Source organism: Pseudoalteromonas sp. S1612 (genome assembly GCF_005887175.1).
In the GTDB taxonomy this organism is placed as follows: Bacteria; Pseudomonadota; Gammaproteobacteria; order Enterobacterales; family Alteromonadaceae; genus Pseudoalteromonas; species Pseudoalteromonas undina.
Genome location: NZ_PNDH01000025.1, coordinates 1 through 22,363, shown reverse-complemented (window position 1 = coordinate 22,363; position 22,363 = coordinate 1). Strand labels below are relative to the sequence as shown.

The following is a 22,363-nucleotide window of genomic DNA, read 5'->3' as shown; positions in this document are numbered from 1 at the left end:
GAATCATTATGAACCACTCTTTTGATTATATTATTGTAGGCGCGGGCTCAGCTGGATGTGTGTTAGCAAATCGCTTGTCTGAAGATTCAAGTAACAAGGTATTGTTACTTGAAACCGGCGGCAGCGATAAAAGCATCTTTATAAAAATGCCTACCGCATTGTCTATTCCAATGAATACCGATAAGTTTGCGTGGCAATTTCATACGCAACCAGAGCCACACTTAGATAACCGTGAAATGCATTGCCCTCGCGGTAAAGTCCTTGGCGGCTCATCTTCGATTAATGGCATGGTGTATGTACGTGGCCATGCTAAAGATTTTGACGAATGGCAACAACACGGCGCTAACGGCTGGGATTACCAAGCGTGTTTACCGTATTTTAAAAAGGCAGAAAGCTTTTACCTAGGTGAAAATACTCATCGTGGTGGTAAAGGACCGCTAGGTGTTAATAACGGCAATAACATGGAAAACCCGTTATACACTGCATTTATTGAAGCGGGTGCAGAGGCTGGTTACTCAACCACAAATGACTACAATAGTGCTCAACAAGAAGGCTTTGGCCCTATGCACATGACTGTTAAAAACGGTGTGCGTAGCTCTGCTTCTCGCGAGTACTTAGACCCAATTAAGCATCGTAGCAACTTAACAATCGTTACCGGTGCACTTGCTCAGAGCGTTATTTTAGACGGTAAAAAAGCAACCGGTGTTGAATACAAACTCAATGGTGCAGTTAAAACAGCGCAAGCAAGTAAAGAGGTTATTTTAAGTGCGGGCTCTATTGGTTCGCCACACCTACTACAGCTTTCAGGTATTGGCGATACACAAACCCTTGAAAAAGCAGGCGTTGAAGTAAAGCATCACTTACCAGGTGTAGGTCAAAACTTGCAAGATCATCTCGAGTTTTACTTTCAATATAAGTGTAAACAACCCATTACTTTAAACGGTAAATTAGGCTTGTTTTCAAAAGGCTTGATTGGTGCAAAATGGCTGCTTACCCGTAAAGGTTTAGGCTCAACTAATCATTTTGAATCATGTGCCTTTATCCGCTCAAAACCCGGTGTTGAATGGCCAGATATTCAGTATCACTTTTTACCGGCAGCGATGCGTTACGATGGACGCAGTGCTTTCGCAGGGCATGGTTTTCAAGTGCATGTAGGTCATAACAAGCCTAAGAGCCGAGGCAGTGTCACTATTGCATCAGCTGATCCAACACAGCCACCAAAAATTGTGTTTAATTATCTTGAGCATCAAGATGACATTGAAGGCTTTAGAGCGTGCGTACGATTGACGCGTGAAATCATTGAACAACCTGCCTTTGACAACTTCCGTGGTGAAGAAATTCAACCAGGGCAACAAGTTCAAACTGATGAGCAAATTGATGCCTTTGTTCGCCAAGCTGTAGAAAGTGCTTACCACCCTTCTTGCTCTTGTAAAATGGGTGAAGACGACATGGCGGTGGTTAATTCAAACACTCAAGTGCATGGCATGCAAAGCTTGCGTGTGGTTGACTCGTCAATTTTTCCAACAATACCTAACGGTAATTTAAATGCGCCTACCATTATGGTGGCCGAAAAAGCCGCTGATATTATTTTAGGAAATAAGCCCTTAGCTCATACAGGAGTTGATGTTGTGAATGCCACTAATTGGCAAACTACACAACGAAATAAAACCCTTTAATTTAGCCTGCCATAAAGGCCACTCTTTTAAGCAAAATGCTTTAAGGAGTGCCTTTATGCGCCTTGCAGTGGCTCACAAGCATAAATAGGTTATGTCTGTGTTAATGCAAGCACAATAAAAAACGGAGTATATATGTGTTACTTTTATTCATTCTGGGAGGGCGATAATGACTATTTGGCTTAATGCTGGCATTATTTTCACCTTACTTGCGATTGTTGCTATTTTAATTAAATGGGGCAATGTACGCGTAGTAGGCGTCACACCAGTGAGAACATTCACCTTTATAGCAATCCTGTTTACCTCGGGCCTAGACGTTGGCCTCATTATGTTTCCTTTAACCGAATTTTCCGGTTATGCAGACATAAAAGCAAGCCCAGAATATGCATTTGCCAATCCTCTCTCTATTGAGTTTGGTTATTGGGGATTTTTAATTTGGGGATTTTATTTTCTTACGTGCTTTTATTTCTGTGTAATAGAACCCAAAGTAAAATTTTTTGAAATTCCATGGGTTAAATTTTTAAACAACGTAGTCATCATTGGTACTTGTGCGTTTACCGCTTACTTACTATTGAGCAACCTACCGTGGTATTTACCTGAGCTCGGAGACGGCTCAAATGTTATTCCTGAGTTTTACTTAATCGTGCTTGCCGCTATCTGTTTTGCGGTGTATTCAAGCACCGATATTAAATATGTTCGCTTTTTAAGTATTGCTACTACTTGGTTGTTTATCGCGTTAATTGGTTTTATGTGGGCTGATGCCTTCTTATTTGGCGATAGCGAACTCTCTGCATTTACTAAAAACATTGGATTAATTGGTAATTACTTTGCCAACATCAATGAGTTTGTATTACCACTGAATGATTACCATGAGTTTTACCTATTTTGGTGGTTTGCGTGGAGCATCATGATTGGCCAGTTTACATCACGTTTTGTGGGTGGTTTAAAAACATACCAAGTACTCGGCGCTATGTTAATTTTCCCGTCAATACCAATCGCTATCTGGTTCAGTGTGTTATATCACTACCACGAAGCGGGCATTCCAACTGCAGGCATTAAAAACTTTGCCATGGTGTTTGTAGGTATTGTGTTTGTTATTAACTCGCTTGATTCACTGATCCGTCTATACACAGATAATTTAAACTTAACTGTAAAACGCTTTGGTAAATTTAAGTATATTGCCATGAATGTCGTCGCTTTATCATTATTAACACTGTTATTTAAACTTGAGTTTTTGCAAATTCAATGGGTTGGTGCTTTAGTTATAGGGTTATTCTTTATTTGTATTGGTTTTATTGCCTACAGCAAACTTAAAACAGTCAGCAATATTGAAGGATCGCCTAAAGCGAATAAAATTGATTACACAAAAATAGAAACTATCAGCTAGGAAATCACATGAACAATAAATTAAAACAACTTTTTATCGCTTTACCATTAACTGTTTTATCAACAACAGCAGCAGCTAACTGGTCAACAACAATTACTGCTGCATCTGATTACACCTTTAATGGTGTTACTCAAACAGATAACGATCCAGCGCTACAAGCAAGTCTTGACTATGCGTACGATAACGGTGTTTATGCCGGTGTATGGGCATCAAACGTAGATTTTGGTGATGATACCGACTTCGAACTAGATGCATATGTAGGCCGATACATTCAGTTAAACCAACAAGTAAGCCTTGATTACGGTATTGCTTATTACACTTACCAAGGTAATAACAGCGATGGTAACTACGCAGAAGCGTATACTAAATTTGGTTACGCCAGTGACTACGGTCAAACAGAGCTTAACTTTTGGTACAGCTGGGATTACTTTGGCTACGATACTGGCCATGTGATTTCGATGATTGCGCACACTTTCGAGCTTGCACCAAATCATGCAATTCGTGCCAGCTTTGATATTTCAAACTCACTCGATGGCAACAAATTTCAGTGGGATGAAGCTAAGGGCGACAAATCGTATCACCATTACCGCTTAGCGTACCAAACAAGCTATGAAGGGTTTGGTATTGAAGTAGCTGCTGAGAATACCAGCTTGGACTACGATTACGCAGATGAGCGAATTGTACTCGCTATTTCACGTACTTTTGACTTGTAATAACTAGGTTTACCATTTAGTAAACACAAAAAAACACGCTACTGGTTAGCGTGTTTTTTATTGCCTAACAAAATCTTGCTTTTATAGTATTTATAGCGTTATAACTGCCACGCATAACTGACTTTAGTAAAGAAAGTACGTTGGTCACGCTCAATGCTTTTTAACGAGTCATCCTGATAGCCTTTATCTGAATAACCTAAATAAAATAGCGTTTGTGCGTTAATTTTGTATGAGTAAACCAGCTGACTACCATAATCTTTGTTGATTTCGCTAACCTGATAAAAATAAGCATCTTCATTTCTGTCTATGTCTTCAAACTGTAAAATCAACTTAAGCATAGCGCGCATACTAAACTTATAATAAAGCCTAAAATCAACAAGGTTTGCGGTAAATACGCGTCGCCCTTGGTAATCATCTAAATGACTATAATTATGTCTAACATCTAACTGCCAGTGATTATTAATATCCCAAACAGCCTGTGATTGTGTAGTTAAAACATCACCTAGCTGCTCATTAGTGTAATCTATACGGCTTGCGTATTCGGCGTATAACGATAGTCTTAAGTCTTTAGTAGGTCTAAAAGCCGTATATAAATAACCAATATTTTGGTTATAAAAATTGCCATTATAGTTTTCATAGCGATTTAATAAACCAAGCTCAAATACAGACTGCTTTTGACCTTGAAAGGTCATGTAACCTTCATATTCTTCTTCAAGCAAGTCGCCATTTTGAGCCCACGTTTTATCCCAATCGGCGGTGTATGACCAAGTTGTTAGCATATCATGTTCATCACCATACCAAGTTTGACCGCCACCAAAGCCTACTTTTTCGTAGTCTACTTTTTCTTGATAACCTAAATCGGTGCGGTAATCCTCACCTATATTGTCATAGGTAGCGTAAAGCTTATAATCGCGCTTATCGCGGGTCAGCTTTAATGCATAAGCCCGATCAGACTGAGACTCTGCTAAATTGTAGTTATCAACTAAAAACTGCGAGTTGTTGGTATCAGCATGGGCTATTTGGTAATTAAGCGTATCTGACTGATTAAACCAATAGCTGCCATCAACCGATAACACCGTATTATGGTAATCACTACTTTCTCTATGTGTTGAAGTAACACCAATAGTGCCTTGTTGGCCAATATCATATTGGTATCGAGCCACCGCCGCCTTAGTTTTATCATTTAGGCTGGCAAAGCCTGAGCCTTGGTTGCTGGGCAGTAAAACATTACTGTTGTCGTCATCGGCAAACATTAGCGCATAACTGTGGCTATCGGTTTTACCGGTGAGCTTTGCACCAATATTAGGCTCAGCTATGGTACGGGTATAAAGCAGTTCAAATAAATTACTTTTGAAATATGATGCGCCATCTAAGAAAAACGGACGTTTTTCAGCGTAATAAATAGAATATGTGGTATTTACATCCAGTTCTAACGAATCGGTTTCTACCTGAGAGAAGTCAGGGTTTATGGTGGCATTAATAACTGCATCTTTAGTGACGCCCCAACGCAGATCAAGCCCTACTTCTGTATTTACATCGCCGTTATCCCACGCACCAGGTACCTGTATTTTTTGATCGTTTCTTAATGCGGTTAAGGTTGGCGTTAATTGCAGGTTTTTACTCGGTGCTAAATTATTAAATCCAGTTATTTTGTCAAACTGACACAAACTACATTTAATATCACGGTCAAAGCCGGTACTTGATAATTGATACAACACATCACGCTGATAGTTGCGCATCATCGAAAAGCCCCAAGTAGAGTCGGCTTGGTTTTGTGCAAAGCGCAGAGCTTTAAACGGAATACGCATTTCAACCACGTAACCATGCTCGTTTATGGTACCGGCACTATCCCAAATAGCATCCCACGATAAATCAGATACCCACTCGTCGGTATCCGTCATGCGAATGTCGCCTTGGGCACCCAGTGGGTTTACATAAAACTCATAGCCAGTTCGCTCATCGTTAAAGGTATCAATTACCAAACCGACGTTGTCATCTTGCCAAAGCGTGTCTCTATCACGAAGCGCCGCACGAATTTTACTCGGCTCTGGGTCATAAGCAACAAAAGCTACATACAAATTATGACCATCGTCATAAATATACGCATCGGTTTTTACCGGTGGTGTGCCCTTTTCATTCGGCTCATCTTGATAATTTACCGCAACACGGGTTGCTTGTTGCCAATGCGGCTCGTTAAGCACGCCATCTACATCAATGTTTTTATTAATGTGTGCAAGTTGATAATTAAGCTTATCGGCAAGTGCATTAGGGCTGAGAGTTAAAACAAGGCTGAAGCTAGTCAACAACAGCAATTTTATTATTTTTGTGGGTATAAAGTACTGCATAAACATCCATTTAGGTTTATTTACTTGTTGAAAGTAAACTTTGGTCTGGAGTGTAAATTATACAGGTACGTTTGTTAATACTTGCGCGTTAATATTTGCAATAAAATTAACAAAAAACTAATAATAAGTTTTAGGAAGTGGTTATGTGTCGAGAAGTTTTAATTTATTAGCTACACCATTCCAGCTATCGGCATCTTCAGGTGCAGGTTTGACTTGCGTTATACGTGGCCATATTTCTGCCAGTTCTGCATTAAGCTGGGTGAATTCTTTTTGCGATTCAGGTAATTCATCTTCTTGATAAATGGCATCAGCTGCACACTCAGGCACACATAAACCACAGTCAATACAGTCTATTGGGCTAATAGCCAAAAAATTAGGGCCTTCAAAAAATGCATCTGCAGGGCACACCGATACGCAATCAGTGTACTTACATTTTATACAGTTTTCGGTGACTACAAACGCCATAGTGGTTTAATACCTAATATTTAACTTTACCAGCTGCGGATCATACCCAACCCTTACCAAAACACAATAAATATGTGCCAAAAGCGAGCAATTTAACGTAATATATGGCGCTTATAAATTAGCGCTTTGTGCACTCCCCTTATTGTGAGCGGTATTTACTTTCCGCTATGACACCAAAAGAGATATTAATGATACGTTTAACCGAAATAAAGCTGCCGCTTGACCATGACGAAAATGCTATTGGCCAAGCCATCATCAATAAATTAAATATAAGTCCAGAGCAGCTACACAGCTACAATGTGTTTAAACGCGGTTACGATGCACGTAAAAAAAGCGCCATTTTACTGATTTACACGCTTGATGTTGAGGTAGATAACGAAGCACACCTGTTAGCCTCGTTTGAAAAAGATCAACACGTTAAAGTCTCCCCTGACACCAACTACAAATTTGTAGCACACGCTAATAGCAGCATTAAAGAGCGCCCTGTAGTAATTGGCTTTGGCCCATGTGGTTTATTTGCCGGTTTAGTACTGGCACAAATGGGCTTTAAACCAATAATTCTAGAGCGCGGTAAAGAGGTACGTGAACGCACCAAAGACACCTTTGGCTTTTGGCGTAAAAAGGCCCTCAATACCGAATCAAACGTCCAGTTTGGTGAAGGGGGTGCAGGCACGTTCTCAGACGGTAAGCTCTACAGCCAAGTAAAAGATCCTAAACATTATGGCCGTAAAGTGATCACTGAATTTGTAGAGGCTGGTGCTCCTGAAGAAATTTTATACGTTAGTAAGCCGCACATTGGTACTTTTAAACTAGTAACAATGATTGAAAAAATGCGCGCGCGAATTATAGAACTTGGTGGTGAGATTCGTTTTAGCACCCGCGTTGACGATATCCATTTAGACAACGGCCAAGTTACAGGGCTGACACTTTCTAATGGTGAAAAGCTTGAAACTCGCCATGTGGTTTTAGCGGTTGGTCACAGTGCCCGTGATACGTTTAAAATGATCCACGATAAAGGCATTTATGTTGAAGCAAAACCCTTTTCAGTAGGCTTTAGAATAGAACATAAACAATCAATGATTGATGAGTGCCGCTTTGGCGATAACGCGGGTAACCCTATTTTGGGCTCTGCCGATTACAAATTGGTACACCATTGTAATAATGGCCGAACCGTATACAGTTTTTGTATGTGCCCTGGCGGCACTGTAGTTGCCGCTACCTCTGAAGAAGGCCGTGTGGTTACTAACGGTATGAGTCAATATTCTCGTAGTGAGCGAAATGCGAACAGTGCTATTGTTGTGGGTATTTCGCCAGAAAAAGATTTTCCAGGCCATCCTCTAGCTGGTATCGATTTACAGCGCAAGCTAGAAGAGCAAGCCTATGAGCTGGGTGGTAAAAATTATGATGCCCCAGCACAGCTGATTGGTGACTTTTTAAAAGGTAAATCGTCTGCTAATTTAGGGGATGTACAGCCTTCGTATACGCCAGGTATAAAACTGACTGATTTAAGCAAAGTACTGCCAGCTTTTGCCATTGAAGCGCTACGTGAAGCAATTCCTGCCTTTAACAAACAAATTCGTGGCTTTTCAACCAATGATGGCTTACTAACGGGTGTAGAAACACGTACGTCTTCACCTATCAGCATCAAGCGCGATAAAACTTTCCAAAGCATTAATACCAAAGGGCTTTACCCTGCAGGTGAAGGCGCAGGTTATGCAGGCGGTATTTTATCAGCAGGTATTGATGGCATTAAAGCCGCTGAGGCGGTTGCGTTATCGATGTTAGAAAACGCTTAACTCTATTAGATTATACTTTATCGAAAAACCTCACAACGTGAGGTTTTTTTGTGCTAAAAATAACCTATGTTTTCACAAAATAGATAATAACAATGATTATAAAACGGATACTTTTAACATTATTTGTTTGTACAATACCTAATTTATACGCAGCGGATAATAATACAGAGCTTAAAACCATTAGTGACATTCACAATGCCTATAAAAATAATACCACCACGGCTGAGCAGCTTACCCGCACTTATATCGACAGAATAAACGAGCTCAATCCTAAATATAATGCGGTAATTAGTATTGAGCCCACTGCAACTGAACAAGCCAAACAACTCGATGCGCTGTTTAAAGCCGGAAAATGGGCAGGCCCTTTACATGGTATTGCGATATTACTAAAAGATAACATTGAAACAACAGGTACATTACCCACCACAGCAGGTTCATTAGCACTTAAAAATAACGTTACTAATAAAGATGCCTTTGTGGTTAAACAATTACGCCAAGCAGGCGCTATTATTTTAGGCAAAGCGAACTTAAGTGAATGGGCTAATTTTCGCTCATCGTATTCGTCATCTGGCTGGAGTGCCATTGGCGGACAAACCCATAACGCCCATGATGTAACTCGTAATCCGTGTGGTTCAAGCTCAGGCTCTGCTGTGGCGGTTGCTTTAAATTTTGCGCCTATTGCGCTGGGCACAGAAACTGATGGTTCGATTACCTGCCCTGCTTCGGTTAATGGGGTGTACGCCATTAAACCCAGTATGGGGCAAGTTTCACGCGCAGGCGTGATCCCCCTTTCTAGTAGCCAAGATTCGGTAGGTCCAATGGCGCATTCTTTAAAAGATGCACTCGCGGTATTATCAGTCATTCAAGGTGAAGACTCAGACGATGTATCGACACTCAACGTAAATAGAACGCTTGATGGCATAGCGCCTAAGCCATCACTGAGGATAGGCGCGTTACCTGCCAGTAAGTTTACTGTGGCAACACAAAAGCTTTACGCTAAGCAGTTACAAACATTAAAAGACGCAGGTCATACCGTTGTCAATGTTGCAGTAAAAGATGACTTAAGCACGCTTTACGTTGATGAATACGCCATCCTACTTTACGACTTTAAAGCCGAAATTAACCACTACTTAAGCAAAACACCAACGCAGGTAACCGTAAAAAGTTTAGACGAGTTAATCGCATTTAATATCGCAAATAAACAGCAGGAAATGCCCTACTTTGAGCAAGATATTTTACAACAAGCTAACGCAGTTGATTTGAGTGAAAAACAACAATACAAAAGCACCAAAGCGCGATATCGCGCACTTGCAAAGCGCGCTATTAGCAATTTATACCGCAATAACAAGCTAGATATTGTAATTTCGCCCACCGTTTCACCGGCTTGGAAAACCGATTTAATTAACGGCGATAACTTTAAAGGCAGTAGCAGTTCATTACCTGCCATTGCAGGGACTACCCATATTACTTTACCAGTTGGCAAAGTAAGCCACTTACCGGTTGGTTTGTCGGTTATTGCTAATCAAAACGATGAAGCGGCTGCTTATGCGTACGCTGCTATTATCGATAATGTATTAGGCACAAAAAAACCTGAGTAAACTCAGGTTTTTTTAATGGCTTAGCTGTCTTACTTTTTAAGTGACAGCTTTTCGCCTTTTAAGCTTTTACGTACATTAGAAATTCGCGAGCGGTTTTTCGCTCTCGCTTCACCGGTAGCCTGGCCTGATGGCTTATTAGCACGGGTGCGGCGTAAATGCGCTGGCTTTTTACCAATTTTATCAATCAGTACTTCACGATTACTTACTTCGTAACCTTCTAAGTAAACACGTTTAATTTTTTGACCAATTAAGGTTTCAATTTCAAACAACATGTTTTCTTCTTCGCGACTCACAAACGAAATTGCTTGTCCTTGGTTACCAGCACGACCAGTACGGCCAATACGGTGAACATAATCTTCAGCAAGCCAAGGTAAATCAATATTAATAACACGCGGTAAACCGTCAATATCAATACCACGGGCCGCTACTTCTGTTGCAACTAGCACGCGTACTTTGCCTTCTTTAAATTCACGCAACGCACGACGACGATTACCTTGCGATTTATCGCCATGACATACAGCCGCTGGGATACCGTCTAGGTTAAGTTCAGTCACTAACTCATCTGCGGTTTCTTTCATGTTTACAAACACTAGCACTTGCTGCCAGTTTTTCTTACCAATCAGCTCAGAAAGCAACTCTTGCTTACGGCGCTCTTCTACTGGGTAAACCACGTGCTGTACTGTGCTTGCGGTGCTGTTAGTTTGATCAACACGAACAATTTCAGGCTGCTTTAACACTTTAGAGCCGAACTGTTTAATTGCTGCTGGGAAGGTAGCTGAAAACAATAAAATTTGACGCTCATCTGCACAGCTTTTTATTACACTTTGCATATCATTAATAAAGCCCATATCAAGCATACGGTCAGCTTCATCAAGTACTAAATGTTTTACTTGAGCAAGGCTTAAGTTACCTAAACGAATATGATCAAGTAAACGTCCAGGTGTTGCTACTACAACATCAACACCTTCTTTGAGTGCAATTTCTTGTCCTGCGGTATTAACACCACCAAATAAGCTCACTACTTTTAACTGAGTGTACTTAGCAAAGTCTTTAAAGTTATTCGCTATTTGCTCTGCAAGCTCACGCGTAGGCGCAAGGACTAAGGCGCTTGGCGCATTCGTAGTGCTGCAATCTGACTCAAATAACTTTTGAATAATAGGGAGTGCAAATGCAGCGGTTTTACCTGTACCGGTTTGTGCACTTGCTAAAACGTCTTTACCTTTACGAACAGCCGGAATAGCTGCGCGCTGAATGGGCGTAAGGGTGTGGTAATTAAGTTCGTCTAACGCCTGAATAAGTTCAGGGGCAAAACTAAAAGATTTAAAATTCATTGCTGTATAACCTGCGGCCACATTATCAAGGGTCGCAAATTATACAGTAAAATCGCTTAAACAGTTAGTTTTAAACAACAGAAACCGCTAATTTATAAAATGCAGGATAATTAGCGATTATCAGCTGTTGTTTAAGTTAGCTAAATTGTATTAACTCGCAAGATTTATTCCCGTTAATTCACGCCTTTATTGCACTTTTATAAATTTTACACCGTTATTTTACATTGTGTTACATAACTATTTGCATTTAAATAACCAAAACAGGTAAACTTCTTCGCCCGTTTTGTGGGGTGTATATAAATTAAAGGAAATTAATAATGATAAAAAGATGTTTAACTGCTGCGGTACTAGTAAGCGCGTTCGTTTCAATGCCGTCACAAGCAAAAAGTGGCATCAACCCATGGCAACAATGTGGTATTGGTGCAATGGTTTTCCCAGACAATGGCGTTGCGGCAGCAATCTCTAATATTATTTGGGATTTAGGAACAACGGCGGTATCGTCTAACATTTCTTCAGTAGAGAGCTGTGAAGGCGCTAACGTAAAAACAGCGCAGTTTATTCAACAAACTTTTCCTGTATTAGAACAAGAAATAGCACAGGGTGAAGGTGAGTATATCTCTGCAATGCTTAACGTACGTGGTTGTGATGTAACTGCTCATCAACAAATTATCACTTCGGTACGCAGCGATTACGCAAACGCACCAATAGACAATGCACAAGCATTTTATGAATTAGTTGAAGGTAAAATTACCACTAACTTTTCATCTCAATGCGCTGCAATCTAATAATTAAAGGGCTTAACAGCCCTTTTTTTTGGTTAAACAATGAAACCTTTATTTTATTTAATTAGCGTTTTTTTATTAATATCTTTCTCAAGTTCTGCCACGCAATCTATCTCTGTTTTAGCAAAACACCCAATATGGTTGAAATTAGGGCATTACAAAAATCAACCAACTACTATTAGTTATATTACTAACGCATCCTTTTTTATCGCAGATAACGGACGTAATGATCCGGTTGCCGAATTAAAAGCAACAATCTATGCTTTTAATAACCAGCCCTTAACACAATGTCGCTACCCTGCGCGTTACCAATGGCTTAAAAAGCAAGGTTTAACCTTTTCAATGCCAGCTGCAGAGTGTCCAAAGTTACAGCAATGGCGAGAGCAGCAAGCAATTCACTCTGTTAGTTTAGTATTTGCCTCTGGTTATATGAGTAACCCCGCATCGTTATATGGTCATTTATTACTTAAACTTAATCGCTCAACCGAATCAAAAAACAAATTATTAGATTACAGTATTAACTATGGCGCACATGTTCCTGACAATGAAAACGGCATAGTTTATATTCTTAAAGGCTTATTTGGTGGTTATAAAGCTGGTTTTTCAGATCAACTATTTTACCGCCACCAGCATAATTACGGCGAAATAGAGTTAAGAGATTTATGGGAATATACCCTAAATCTAAACGAGCGCGATGTGGCTTTTATTGCTAATCACTTATGGGAGATTTTAGGCACTGAATTTGATTATTACTTTGCCGATGAAAACTGCGCGTTTCATCTCGCACAGATTGTTGAGTTGATTATTGGCGATCAACTAACTAGCGAAAGCTCTCCTTGGGTAATACCTGCCACTATTTTTTCAAGGTTAAACTCGGCCACTTACCAAGGGCAATCAGCGGTTAAAAACATCACATTTACTCCCTCGCGCGACACTGTATTTTCAAAATATGTGCAATCTTTAAGTGAAAAAGAGCTCAGCTTTGCCAAACAAATCTTTGCCGAATCAGCAGTACTTAAAAACGAATCGTTTTTAGCTTTGCCAGTGCAGTCTCAAAAAGCCATTATTGGCGCTTTATTTGAACTTGTACAAGTGAAACAAATTCAAAAGCAAACTCCTGTAAAAATAAGTGAGTTAAAAAATACGCTAATCAAAGCGCGCTTAAAGCTACCAATGGGCGAAAACAAAGTTAAATTTCAATTTACCCAGCAGCCTCCGCATAAAGGCCAAAAGCCCTCTAACAGCTCAATTTCTGCGATGCACACGGCTGAGCAAACACAGTACACTCTGGGTTTTAGGCTGAGCTATTTTGATACCCTTGCCTCTGATATTGCCCGCATTCCATTTTCTAATTTAGAAATGTTAGATACCGAGCTGATGTTTACAGATGGCGAAACTTACATAAACAAAATTCATTTATTAGATTTGGAGTCATTCAATCCAAGCCAATTGTCTTGGGCTAATGAATCTAAGTGGTCATGGAAAATCAATGTTGGATTCGACAGACAACCAGCACTGTGCAGAACCTGTAAACGTAGTTTTGTTATGGGGGGAGCCGGACAAGCTTGGCAATTTAGCAACAACACCTTAGCCTATAGCTTAGTTAATGGTTACTTGGGTGATTTAGCTAAAAATAGCCACTTTTATGATTCGTCGGTAGAGGTGGGGATTATTACTGGTACTGACTCAGGTATTAAACTCAGAGCATCCTATGAAAAGTCATTCTTAAATGCTAAAAACCCAGCGCAAACCAAACTAGAACTGGCAGTGCCTATTAGCCAAGATATTGATATTAGATTAGCGGTAACACATGCCAATTCAGCTATGTGGCAGCTTAAACTCAACTACTATTGGCAGTGATATAAAAAAGCAGCCTCTGTGTTTACAGTAGGCTGCTTTGAAAATTTAGTATTTAGTAAATAATCTAACAGTTTAAGATAAAATCAAAACCTTACTAATATCTACACACTGCGCTCGACTACCGACAAAGTCTTGCTCATTAAGCTGATTAATTAGCGTTTCACCTTGTTGCTGTTGCTCATCGTTAAGCGGCACGTAAGGCATTCTAAACACAGGTTTTACCGCGCCGGTCATGATCATCGCAGTGTTAATCGCAATTGGGTTGGGCTCGCAAAACAGCCAGTTCATTAATGGTTGTAATGAGTTATTAAGCGCATCATTTTTACTATCCATTAATTGACGGAACAAACCCGGGATCAGGTTAGACGTAACTGAAATAACACCATGTGCTTTATGGATATGGCGTGCATCGTGTGCTTCGTCATCATTACCAGACCAACACGCAATACCTTGTTGTTCATAGTGCGCTATACGCTCATTGCCACCACATTCTTTAACACCAATAAAGTGCTCATGTTGTGCCAGTGGTTCAATAATATCAGGGGTGAGGTCTTGACCTGTGCGCCCTGCTACGTTGTAAATAAACGCCGGACCAATATCAAGCACACGTTTAAAGTGTTCTTTAACACCGGCAATTGATGTGCGCCCGTAGTAAGGGTTAATTTGCAATGAGGCATGCATGCCGCTGGCAAAACCATATTTAGTTGCCTTAATTGCTTCGCGCGTATTATTACTACCGGTGTTACCTACAATCAATAATTTATCACCAAATTTATTAGCACTGTGCGCAATTAGCATTAAGTGCTCTTCCCAGTTCATTAACTGGCCTTCACCGGTGGTGCCACCAACAACTATGCCGTCAACACCCGCTGCAATTTGTATTTCAACGAGTTCATCATACTTTGCAAGATCGATCTCACCATTGGCTAAGTAAGGTGTTTTAATTGCAGTAATAAGGCTTGCTTGTTTAATTTGTTCTAGGGTGCGCATAAAAAAATCATTGTTATTAATACTTGGCCTATTTATACCATATTTACCGCGCTATTTGCAGTGATAGCCAGTATTTAATTATAAAATGGCTTGTGTTATTGGGTTTGATGATACAAAATAAACAACTGTATAAATAAACAGTATTTTATTTTTTACTATTAAGCGAGCCACTATGCGTTTATCTGACTATTTAAGCACTCACTTTTATCACACTGATGAGTTATGCCAAGCACTCAACATAGACACTAAAACCCTTGAAGATTGGCAAGCTCAAAGCATTTTTCCTAAGCCGAGTTATTGCATTAAAAACCAGATGAGTTGCAGCTCTTATTCAGGCTTGTATGAGTGTGAAGAATACGACGATTACTATCCCCGTGGCTGCGTAAACTGGGGGCAAGGAGTTATAAAACAAAAAATTGAGTCATCTAATCAAGCGTTTAATTTGTTTGCCCAGCACTATACCCAATGCTTAGCTAAGCTTGCACAGCAAGGCTTTATATTTAACGAAGAGCTGTTTGGCTGTGAAATAGAAGAACATTTACAGCAAGTATGGCAACAATTTTTATGCAGCAAATATGGGGTGCTCACCCAAAATGGCTTAATTGATGAAATTGTGGCTGTGGATATTGGCAGATTATTAGTAGACGATATAACCGAACTGCGCAGCAAAGCCAGTTTAGATAAAGATGAGCGCACCCGCATTCACCCTGCCATGAAGCTTTTAAATAAAGCCCTTAGCCATGGCGCCGATCACGAAAAGCAACTCACATTACGAAGCCGCTATATTGATGCCCTTATTTTAAAATACGACTTATCGATTAAATAAAGGGTAGTGTTTGGCTGGGGGATTTAGCTATGTATGGATTGTTGGTTTTATTAAGCAATGCCAACACTGTGCTTTGCGGCTTATTTTTTAGTGCAACGAGACAAACAGTCCGACAACTAAGCCTTGTTAATTGCAGATTTACGATTTAGATATGATTTCATTAACCGCATGAGATACATCATCTTTTATTACTGACTCTTCAATAATTGGTATTACCCATGAGGCACCAAGCATTTCTAAAGAAGAGCGCCAATCTTTCCATAACTTTCCTTCAATGGTATCAAGACTATCAAGTCCAAATCTTGAAGATGCCCCCCACTGAGCAATTGAAGGAAGCTTTGGATCAACACTTTGCGCACCTAAAATAAACGGACGCTCCATATGGTCTGACATGATTGCAAAATAATACTCTACTCTTTCGGTCTTGCTTAGAAATCTAGAGATAATCTTCATTTTCCACCATTCTGCTTCTGTCTTAAAATTAAAGATGGGAGTCCTGTTAATGTGTTAATTTCCTATCTGCACTGAACAAAATCTAGTTTGAAACATAGAAGGTACAAAATTAAAAATGGGTGTCTTGTTAATTTTGTTATAACGCTCACATAAAAGGCGGAGCGTCAGCGAAGCCCAGCCCGTAGGGCGATTTTTGATGCGTTTTTTATGTTCGTTGCATCGACTGCATATACTCTTGAGTCATTAGGCTGCTAACGACCCAGTGAATTACTAAGTTGATCAACAGTTTAAGATCACCAATATCTTTGTCTTTCCACTTGCGTTGATAGTGTGTTTCATCGTTGCCCAACCAAACTGCACGAGTGGCACATTCTTTGACATTTATGTCAGTGATATATTGATTAATGCATTGCATCAACATCATTTTCCTGATCTTTTCAGCATCATCAGTTTGTGATGATACACAGTAATCTTTTATCAGGAACTCAAGTGCTTTTCGATAGCCCATACCACAAACTTCACTCAACCCAGCTTGCTCTGCATTTGTTGATTGGTTGAATATTTCAACAAAACTTGGGGATATAGTGGCTATTCTTTCATCAAACTCAACTGTTTTAAAGAGATTAGGTGTCGAATGCGTATAAGTAAAATAGCCATCTCTTGCACCTTTACTTTTAGACTTTCTCTCAAAGTGAGCAAGAAACAGATGCCCACATTTAAGTGATGGACATTCGTATAGTCCCTCTAAATATCGACTCCAATTCGAATTCTCTGTATTAATTTCTTTAAATATCTCAGTTCTGTTTGGAGATACTAAATGATTGCAAACAGGACAACTGTTTGGCTCTTGATCTATTTGGATGCCATTTCTACCAATATTAATCATTTTTCCTCCGTAGAACATAACAATTTAGTCTACGACATCTATCGGTTTATAAACCGTCAAATGTCCATACATTCCTTTTGTATTTATATTAACCATCAAAGAATATTTGTAAACAACTAGTTATCTCCTAACCTGTTTATGATTATGCAAAATTATACCAAAAAGGGTGTAATCAGTAATATCAGGCAACCCTGTACTACCGATGCAAACAGCAGTGTCTTATTAAAGATAACTATTATGAAATCGCCTTTATAAACGGCTTTGGGTTTAAAAGAACAGCGGAGAAAGGATGATATTTGAAGGGGGTATTTGGAGATGATATTTCAAAAAAAGAGCTGTAAGTTACAGCTCCTGCTTTGCTATTAACTGAGAGTCATTTAACCAATAGTTTTATACACATCAATATTAATAGAGGTAATAAATTCACCTACTGCATCACCAAACGCTTTAAAGTGTGGTGCGTTTTTATGGGCTTCAAAATGCTCATTAGACGCCCATTGCTCACTCACTAAATAGCTAGTTTGCTCAGCATCGTTTTTAACTGATAGCTCGTAACGCAGGCAGCCTACTTCTTGCCGCGAATACTGTTGTAAGTTTTCGAGCTCGGTTAAAAGGCGCTCTGCATCGCTATTTTCGCTCGATAGTGTGGCAATTACCGTTAACATGGGTGTTCCTTGTTTAAAAAATAAAGGTGCAGCTTTACTGCACCTGTTTTAGCTTTAGCTCTTTGGTTATTGATCCCACTGCGGTGCAAAGTCTGGCGATGCTTGGCGGTCGTTGCAGTCAAGGCCATCTATACGTGCTATGTCTTCATCATCAAGTTTAACTTTGTCGTTAAAGTTATCTTCTAGGTTTTTACGCTTAGTCGATGATGGAATAGTGGTCATGCCATTGGCATTTTCCCATGCAATAACCACTTGCGCTGGCGTTGCATCGTGCTTGTTAGCAATATCAATAATGGTTTGATCTGTTAATACCTTACCCACAACAAATGGCATATAGGCGGTAACATGAATTTTATGTTGATCGCAAAAAGAGCGCAGTTTAGTGTTGGTTAAATATGGATGTACCTCAATTTGATTAGTGAATATTTCGCGAGGATCTAAGGTTTGCATTGCCTCATTTAAGCTGGCAATGGTGAAGTTAGATACACCAATATGTTTAGTTAACCCCAGCTTTTTTGTTAATAGTAGCTCGGTTAAATATTCACTCATGGGTTCATTATTTGCGGGCGCTGGCCAATGAATTAACAATAAGTCGACATAATCAAGCTGTAGCTTCTCTAAAGATGTTTTAACACTGTCAACAAAGTCAGCTTTGTTGAGCTTGTTATTCCATACTTTGGTGGTTATAAATAATTCTTCACGAGGAATATTGCTGTCTTTAATTGCTTGGCCAACTTGCTCTTCATTGCCATATATTTGCGCGGTATCAATGTGGCGAAATCCAACTTCTAACGCCATTTTTACAGATTCATAAGCTGTTTTACCTTCTAAACGAAAAGTACCCATACCTAAATCTGGCATTTCAATTACACGTTGTGTCATAGCTTTATCCTTGTTTAATAATAGGTTTAAAATTCAAACGACGCGTTTACTAAATACACCTATTACTTTTTTTGATTTAAAATTTTGACCTCATGTGAATACTGAGGTCATTAATTTTTATTTCAAGACTAACCTATATGAGTTCGGCTTTATTTAGCCTGAACATTATGTTTATCTAGCCTGCCACTGTATCGAGTGACTATTAAAGCCAGTAATGAAACAACGGCCCCAATCCATGCGGTATCTTTTAGTTCCATATGCTCGACTACAAGCCCCCCTGTAACAGAGCCTAAGGCTATTCCAATATTAAACGCCGCGATGTTTAAGCCCGATGCGACATCTACCGCATTAGGAGTGTGCTTTTTTGCCTGTTTTACTACATAAAGCTGCAATCCTGGTACATTACCAAATGCAAATGCCCCCCATATTAAAATAGTCAGCACTGCGGCTACTTTTGATTCCATAGCAAAGGTGAAAGCCAATAAAATAATTGTTAACGCGCTAAATATAATACTCAGTGCACTAATTGGGCCTCGCTTGTCGGCTAATTTTCCGCCCCATATATTACCAACAGCCACCGACACACCATAAACCAGCATTATTAAACCAATAACGGATGGTGCAAAGCCAGTTTGCTGCTCTAATATAGGCGCTAAATAAGTAAACGCGGTGAACGTACCGCCGTAGCCTAATATAGTCATTAAATAAACGAGCAATAAGCGCGGCTTAACAATAACCTGTAGCTGCTCTTTAAACGTCGCCGGAATAGACTGCTTTAAGTTTTTTGGTACTAAAATAGCGCTGCCAATTAGCGCAATTAAACCTAATGCCGAAACCACTAAAAACGTTGCACGCCAGCCAAAGTGCTGGCCAATCCATGTTCCTAATGGCACACCCGTTACAAGCGCTACCGTAAGGCCGGTAAACATAATTGCAATAGCGCTCGCCTCTTTGTCTTTACTTACCAAGCTTGTTGCTATCATTGATCCAATAGAGAAAAATACACCATGAGCTAAGCCTGTTAGTATGCGTGCCAGTATTAGTGTTTCGTAACTCGGCGCTTGCCAAGCTAATAAATTACCCATAACAAATAAGCCCATAAGACTTATAAGTACCACTTTTCGGTTCCAGCGACCCGTTAATGCAGTGAGTACCGGTGCGCCAATAGCTACACCAACTGCATATAAGCTCACTAGTAAGCCTGCTGATGGTAAGCTCACGCCTAAATCGTTTGCAATAGTTGGCACTAAACCCACTATAACAAACTCGGTTGTTCCAATTGCAAATGCGCTTAAGGTAAGCGCCCATAAAGCCAATGGCATAAATACATCCTCATTTTTAAAATAGATGCATAGTGTGAGTAAAAACTCCTTTGCAATAAATAGCATAAATGGCAAAATACTTTTGTTTATTTTGCAAATATAAATGAGTGAATTTATGCCTGTTCAAGCTAAAACTGAAGATCTAGAAATGTTTATTACCATTGTTGATTGTGGCAGTTTTTCCGGTGCGGCTAGTTTACTCGATTTAAATGTAGCTAAGGTTTCAAGAGCGCTATCTCGCCTCGAAAGTAGGCTAAACTGCACATTACTAAACAGAACAACTCGGCGCTTAGAACTGACCGAGGAAGGGCATATATACATAGAATATGCGCGAAAGGCTTTAAACACGCTGCTCTTAGGGGAAGAAACAATAAAGCTACTAAAGCAAGCACCTAGCGGGCACTTGCGTATAGATGCAGCAAGCCCTTTTGTTTTGCATCAACTAGCGCCACTAGTTAATGAGTTTAAAAAGCAATACCCGCAAATCACGCTCGATATTACCTCACACGACAATATTATTGATTTACTTGAGCGCAAAACAGATTTAGCTATTCGCATTGGAGACTTAAAAGATTCAAACCTGCACGCGCGAAAATTAGGCCAAAGTAAATTAAAATTGGTCGCAAGCGCTGATTATTTAAAAAATGCGCCACCGTTACAGCAGATTTCAGATCTTAAAAACCATAACCTAATTGGCTTCAGTGAGCCCAATACTCTTAATCAATGGCCCTTGAAGCATCAGCAATCACTGCACTTTGATTTAAGGGCTAGCAGCGGCGAAACCATTAGGCATTTATGTATTGCTGATCAAGGCATAGCACTTCTCTCACAATTTATGATTGCAGAAGATTTAGCCAAAAAACGATTAATAGAAGTTTTACCTCACAGCGTAAGTAGCCCAAATAATCGAGAATCTATTTATGGCGTTTATTACAAAAATGGGGCGGTTTCTTCCCGTATCGTTGCGTTTTTAGATTTTATACAACCGCGACTAAGTTTATAAATCGCTTTTAAATTGAGTTTAAAGAGCAACTTAATGAAATAATTTACATTATTGACGGTTTTAAGATTAAGCTGAGTATAAACACTGCAGTTGCATTATTTGGATGAGGTAGTATGGATTCTTTAACACAAGTCGCATTAGGCAGTGCCGTAGGCTACGCGGTACTAGGCAATAAAGTAGGTAGAAAAGCTGTTGCGTGGGGCGCTATTTTAGGCACTTTACCCGATCTAGATGTATTTTTACCCTATGGCGGCAGTGTAGAGGCATTTACCTATCATCGCGGTTTTAGCCATTCTTTATTTGTGCATTTATTAATAAGCCCGCTGATTGTGTGGCTAATATTAAAAATACACACAGGCATGCAGGCTTATAAAGCTCGTTGGTTTTGGTTAGTTTTTTTGTGCTTATCAACACATGCTTTATTAGATTCACTCACCGTTTATGGTACTCAGCTAATGTGGCCCTTAAGTGAATACCCTTTTGCGGTATCCAGCATTTTTATTATTGACCCCCTTTACACCTTACCGTTATTAATTGGTTTAGCTTTTACTTTATTACCTAAAATAAGCACAAGTAAAGCCTATAAAATCAATGCAATTACACTTAGCCTAAGCACAGCGTATTTATGCCTTGCCTTTGTGTTTAAACTCAATATTGACGACAAGGTAAAAACAGCACTGAACAATCGCGATATTGACGCAACCGGCTATATTAGTACGCCTGCCCCGCTCACTACTTTACTTTGGCGTGTAGTAGTGATGTCTGACGGTCACTACTACGAGGGTTATGCCTCCGTGTTTGACTCGCCCAGTGATGTAACCTTAAATGCCTACAATACAACACCGTCTTTAATTAAGCCTATTGACAACCAATGGGGCATACAAAGGCTACAATGGTTTACAAAAGGGTTTTATTCTATTCGCCAGCAAACCGATAACGTGATTTTGTCAGATTTAAGAATGGGTATGGAATGCCAATACGTATTTAACTTTGTGGTAGGTGAGCAAGCTGACTCGGGTATTAAAGTGGGTAGTTTTGAGCGACGCTCTCAGCGCCCTAGTTTTAGTAATGCCGGTAATATTTGGCAGCGAATTTGGCAACCTGAAGTCTCGCTGGCATCTCCATTGGCTGAAAATAACTGCTCGTTGCCATAATTAAGGGTTAAGCAAGCACTGCCTATAAATAAAGAGCCAAACAACATTGTTGCTTAATCACTCGAATAGGGTCTGTTGACCTTTCAAGGTTATATTTGCAGCAGTCTGTTTGGTATTTAGGCAAGGCAGAGCCTATGTAGTGTGGTTATTCCCCATAAATAAGCGATAACGCAGCATCAATGCCAAACAGGGGCTGCCCGAAGGGTTCTGCCTAGGGGCAATTTACTCTTTG

19 protein-coding genes are annotated in these 22,363 nt (G+C 39.8%); 10 read left to right on the top strand and 9 right to left on the bottom strand.

Annotation, left to right across the window (positions count from 1 at the left end; translation table 11 throughout):
* The first annotated feature begins 8 nt into the window (after positions 1-8).
* The 3 genes from betA to CWB78_RS09840 all read left to right on the top strand — a co-directional run bounded on the left by betA (position 9) and on the right by CWB78_RS09840 (position 3,773).
* Complete coding sequence (gene betA, locus CWB78_RS09850; protein WP_138595316.1) at positions 9-1,676, top strand: choline dehydrogenase; 1,668 nt, start codon at positions 9-11, stop codon at positions 1,674-1,676.
* Positions 1,677-1,842: 166 nt separating this feature from the next.
* Positions 1,843-3,060, top strand: coding sequence for a BCCT family transporter (locus CWB78_RS09845; RefSeq protein WP_138595314.1), 1,218 nt, complete (start codon positions 1,843-1,845; stop codon positions 3,058-3,060).
* A gap of 8 nt (positions 3,061-3,068) precedes the next feature.
* On the top strand, positions 3,069-3,773 hold the full coding sequence (locus CWB78_RS09840) for a TorF family putative porin (protein ID WP_075170234.1): 705 nt from the start codon (positions 3,069-3,071) through the stop codon (positions 3,771-3,773).
* 98 nt (positions 3,774-3,871) lie between these two features.
* Here the strand turns inward: CWB78_RS09840 and CWB78_RS09835 are convergent, their stop codons facing one another.
* Complete coding sequence (locus tag CWB78_RS09835) at positions 3,872-6,118, bottom strand: carbohydrate binding family 9 domain-containing protein (RefSeq protein WP_138595312.1); 2,247 nt, start codon at positions 6,116-6,118, stop codon at positions 3,872-3,874.
* Between the two features lie 141 nt (positions 6,119-6,259).
* Positions 6,260-6,583 (bottom strand): ferredoxin FdxA, encoded by a 324-nt coding sequence (gene fdxA / locus CWB78_RS09830; protein WP_010388957.1) that lies wholly within the window; start codon positions 6,581-6,583, stop codon positions 6,260-6,262.
* A 188-nt stretch (positions 6,584-6,771) separates the two neighbouring features.
* Between fdxA and CWB78_RS09825 the strand changes: the two genes are divergently transcribed.
* Positions 6,772-8,379 carry an NAD(P)/FAD-dependent oxidoreductase gene (locus tag CWB78_RS09825; RefSeq protein WP_054201213.1) on the top strand — a complete coding sequence of 536 codons (1,608 nt, stop codon included), beginning with the start codon at positions 6,772-6,774 and terminating at the stop codon, positions 8,377-8,379.
* 92 nt (positions 8,380-8,471) lie between these two features.
* Positions 8,472-9,977, top strand: a complete 1,506-nt coding sequence (locus CWB78_RS09820; RefSeq protein WP_138595310.1) for an amidase family protein — start codon at positions 8,472-8,474, stop codon at positions 9,975-9,977.
* A gap of 29 nt (positions 9,978-10,006) precedes the next feature.
* Here CWB78_RS09820 and CWB78_RS09815 read toward each other — a convergent pair whose 3' ends face one another.
* Positions 10,007-11,308 (bottom strand): DEAD/DEAH box helicase, encoded by a 1,302-nt coding sequence (locus CWB78_RS09815; RefSeq protein WP_138595308.1) that lies wholly within the window; start codon positions 11,306-11,308, stop codon positions 10,007-10,009.
* 317 nt (positions 11,309-11,625) lie between these two features.
* On the opposite strand from CWB78_RS09815, the gene CWB78_RS09810 reads away from it, so the two are divergent.
* A complete protein-coding gene (locus tag CWB78_RS09810; protein ID WP_010388962.1) occupies positions 11,626-12,093 on the top strand; it encodes a DUF3015 family protein in 468 nt (155 codons plus the stop codon).
* 39 nt (positions 12,094-12,132) lie between these two features.
* A complete protein-coding gene (locus CWB78_RS09805; protein WP_138595306.1) occupies positions 12,133-13,950 on the top strand; it encodes an Lnb N-terminal periplasmic domain-containing protein in 1,818 nt (605 codons plus the stop codon).
* Between the two features lie 72 nt (positions 13,951-14,022).
* On the opposite strand, the gene dapA is transcribed toward CWB78_RS09805, so the two are convergent.
* Complete coding sequence (gene dapA / locus CWB78_RS09800) at positions 14,023-14,940, bottom strand: 4-hydroxy-tetrahydrodipicolinate synthase (RefSeq protein ID WP_138595304.1); 918 nt, start codon at positions 14,938-14,940, stop codon at positions 14,023-14,025.
* Between the two features lie 172 nt (positions 14,941-15,112).
* Between dapA and CWB78_RS09795 the strand changes: the two genes are divergently transcribed.
* Positions 15,113-15,766 (top strand): DUF6058 family natural product biosynthesis protein, encoded by a 654-nt coding sequence (locus tag CWB78_RS09795; protein WP_138595302.1) that lies wholly within the window; start codon positions 15,113-15,115, stop codon positions 15,764-15,766.
* A gap of 138 nt (positions 15,767-15,904) precedes the next feature.
* Here CWB78_RS09795 and CWB78_RS09790 read toward each other — a convergent pair whose 3' ends face one another.
* The 5 genes from CWB78_RS09790 to CWB78_RS09770 form a co-directional block, all read right to left on the bottom strand.
* The gene (locus CWB78_RS09790; RefSeq protein WP_010388966.1) at positions 15,905-16,159 is read right to left on the bottom strand and encodes a hypothetical protein; all 255 of its coding nucleotides are present in this window, start codon (positions 16,157-16,159) and stop codon (positions 15,905-15,907) included.
* Positions 16,160-16,424: 265 nt separating this feature from the next.
* Positions 16,425-17,105 carry a DUF4145 domain-containing protein gene (locus CWB78_RS09785; protein WP_010388967.1) on the bottom strand — a complete coding sequence of 227 codons (681 nt, stop codon included), beginning with the start codon at positions 17,103-17,105 and terminating at the stop codon, positions 16,425-16,427.
* A 377-nt stretch (positions 17,106-17,482) separates the two neighbouring features.
* Positions 17,483-17,770, bottom strand: coding sequence for a putative quinol monooxygenase (locus CWB78_RS09780; protein WP_138595300.1), 288 nt, complete (start codon positions 17,768-17,770; stop codon positions 17,483-17,485).
* A gap of 66 nt (positions 17,771-17,836) precedes the next feature.
* Complete coding sequence (gene dkgB, locus CWB78_RS09775; protein WP_138595298.1) at positions 17,837-18,652, bottom strand: 2,5-didehydrogluconate reductase DkgB; 816 nt, start codon at positions 18,650-18,652, stop codon at positions 17,837-17,839.
* 149 nt (positions 18,653-18,801) lie between these two features.
* Positions 18,802-19,974 (bottom strand): MFS transporter, encoded by a 1,173-nt coding sequence (locus CWB78_RS09770; protein ID WP_171040335.1) that lies wholly within the window; start codon positions 19,972-19,974, stop codon positions 18,802-18,804.
* Positions 19,975-20,089: 115 nt separating this feature from the next.
* Here CWB78_RS09770 and CWB78_RS09765 point away from each other — a divergent pair, with 115 nt between their 5' ends.
* Positions 20,090-20,977 (top strand): LysR family transcriptional regulator, encoded by an 888-nt coding sequence (locus CWB78_RS09765; RefSeq protein ID WP_171040336.1) that lies wholly within the window; start codon positions 20,090-20,092, stop codon positions 20,975-20,977.
* A gap of 113 nt (positions 20,978-21,090) precedes the next feature.
* On the top strand, positions 21,091-22,131 hold the full coding sequence (locus CWB78_RS09760) for a metal-dependent hydrolase (protein WP_138595292.1): 1,041 nt from the start codon (positions 21,091-21,093) through the stop codon (positions 22,129-22,131).
* Positions 22,132-22,363 lie beyond the last annotated feature (232 nt).

Bases quoted from the DNA above. Each gene is read 5' to 3' on its own strand.
- dkgB (WP_138595298.1), bottom strand. From the start codon at position 18,652: ATGACACAACGTGTAATTGAAATGCCAGATTTAGGTATGGGTACTTTT.
- CWB78_RS09780 (WP_138595300.1), bottom strand. From the start codon at position 17,770: ATGTTAACGGTAATTGCCACACTATCGAGCGAAAATAGCGATGCAGAG.
- betA (WP_138595316.1), top strand. From the start codon at position 9: ATGAACCACTCTTTTGATTATATTATTGTAGGCGCGGGCTCAGCTGGA.
- CWB78_RS09790 (WP_010388966.1), bottom strand. From the start codon at position 16,159: ATGTCAGACCATATGGAGCGTCCGTTTATTTTAGGTGCGCAAAGTGTT.
- CWB78_RS09795 (WP_138595302.1), top strand. From the start codon at position 15,113: ATGCGTTTATCTGACTATTTAAGCACTCACTTTTATCACACTGATGAG.
- fdxA (WP_010388957.1), bottom strand. From the start codon at position 6,583: ATGGCGTTTGTAGTCACCGAAAACTGTATAAAATGTAAGTACACTGAT.
- CWB78_RS09840 (WP_075170234.1), top strand. From the start codon at position 3,069: ATGAACAATAAATTAAAACAACTTTTTATCGCTTTACCATTAACTGTT.
- CWB78_RS09760 (WP_138595292.1), top strand. From the start codon at position 21,091: ATGGATTCTTTAACACAAGTCGCATTAGGCAGTGCCGTAGGCTACGCG.
- dapA (WP_138595304.1), bottom strand. From the start codon at position 14,940: ATGCGCACCCTAGAACAAATTAAACAAGCAAGCCTTATTACTGCAATT.
- CWB78_RS09765 (WP_171040336.1), top strand. From the start codon at position 20,090: ATGCCTGTTCAAGCTAAAACTGAAGATCTAGAAATGTTTATTACCATT.
- CWB78_RS09770 (WP_171040335.1), bottom strand. From the start codon at position 19,974: ATGCCATTGGCTTTATGGGCGCTTACCTTAAGCGCATTTGCAATTGGA.
- CWB78_RS09815 (WP_138595308.1), bottom strand. From the start codon at position 11,308: ATGAATTTTAAATCTTTTAGTTTTGCCCCTGAACTTATTCAGGCGTTA.
- CWB78_RS09810 (WP_010388962.1), top strand. From the start codon at position 11,626: ATGATAAAAAGATGTTTAACTGCTGCGGTACTAGTAAGCGCGTTCGTT.
- CWB78_RS09835 (WP_138595312.1), bottom strand. From the start codon at position 6,118: ATGCAGTACTTTATACCCACAAAAATAATAAAATTGCTGTTGTTGACT.
- CWB78_RS09805 (WP_138595306.1), top strand. From the start codon at position 12,133: ATGAAACCTTTATTTTATTTAATTAGCGTTTTTTTATTAATATCTTTC.
- CWB78_RS09785 (WP_010388967.1), bottom strand. From the start codon at position 17,105: ATGATTAATATTGGTAGAAATGGCATCCAAATAGATCAAGAGCCAAAC.
- CWB78_RS09845 (WP_138595314.1), top strand. From the start codon at position 1,843: ATGACTATTTGGCTTAATGCTGGCATTATTTTCACCTTACTTGCGATT.
- CWB78_RS09820 (WP_138595310.1), top strand. From the start codon at position 8,472: ATGATTATAAAACGGATACTTTTAACATTATTTGTTTGTACAATACCT.
- CWB78_RS09825 (WP_054201213.1), top strand. From the start codon at position 6,772: ATGATACGTTTAACCGAAATAAAGCTGCCGCTTGACCATGACGAAAAT.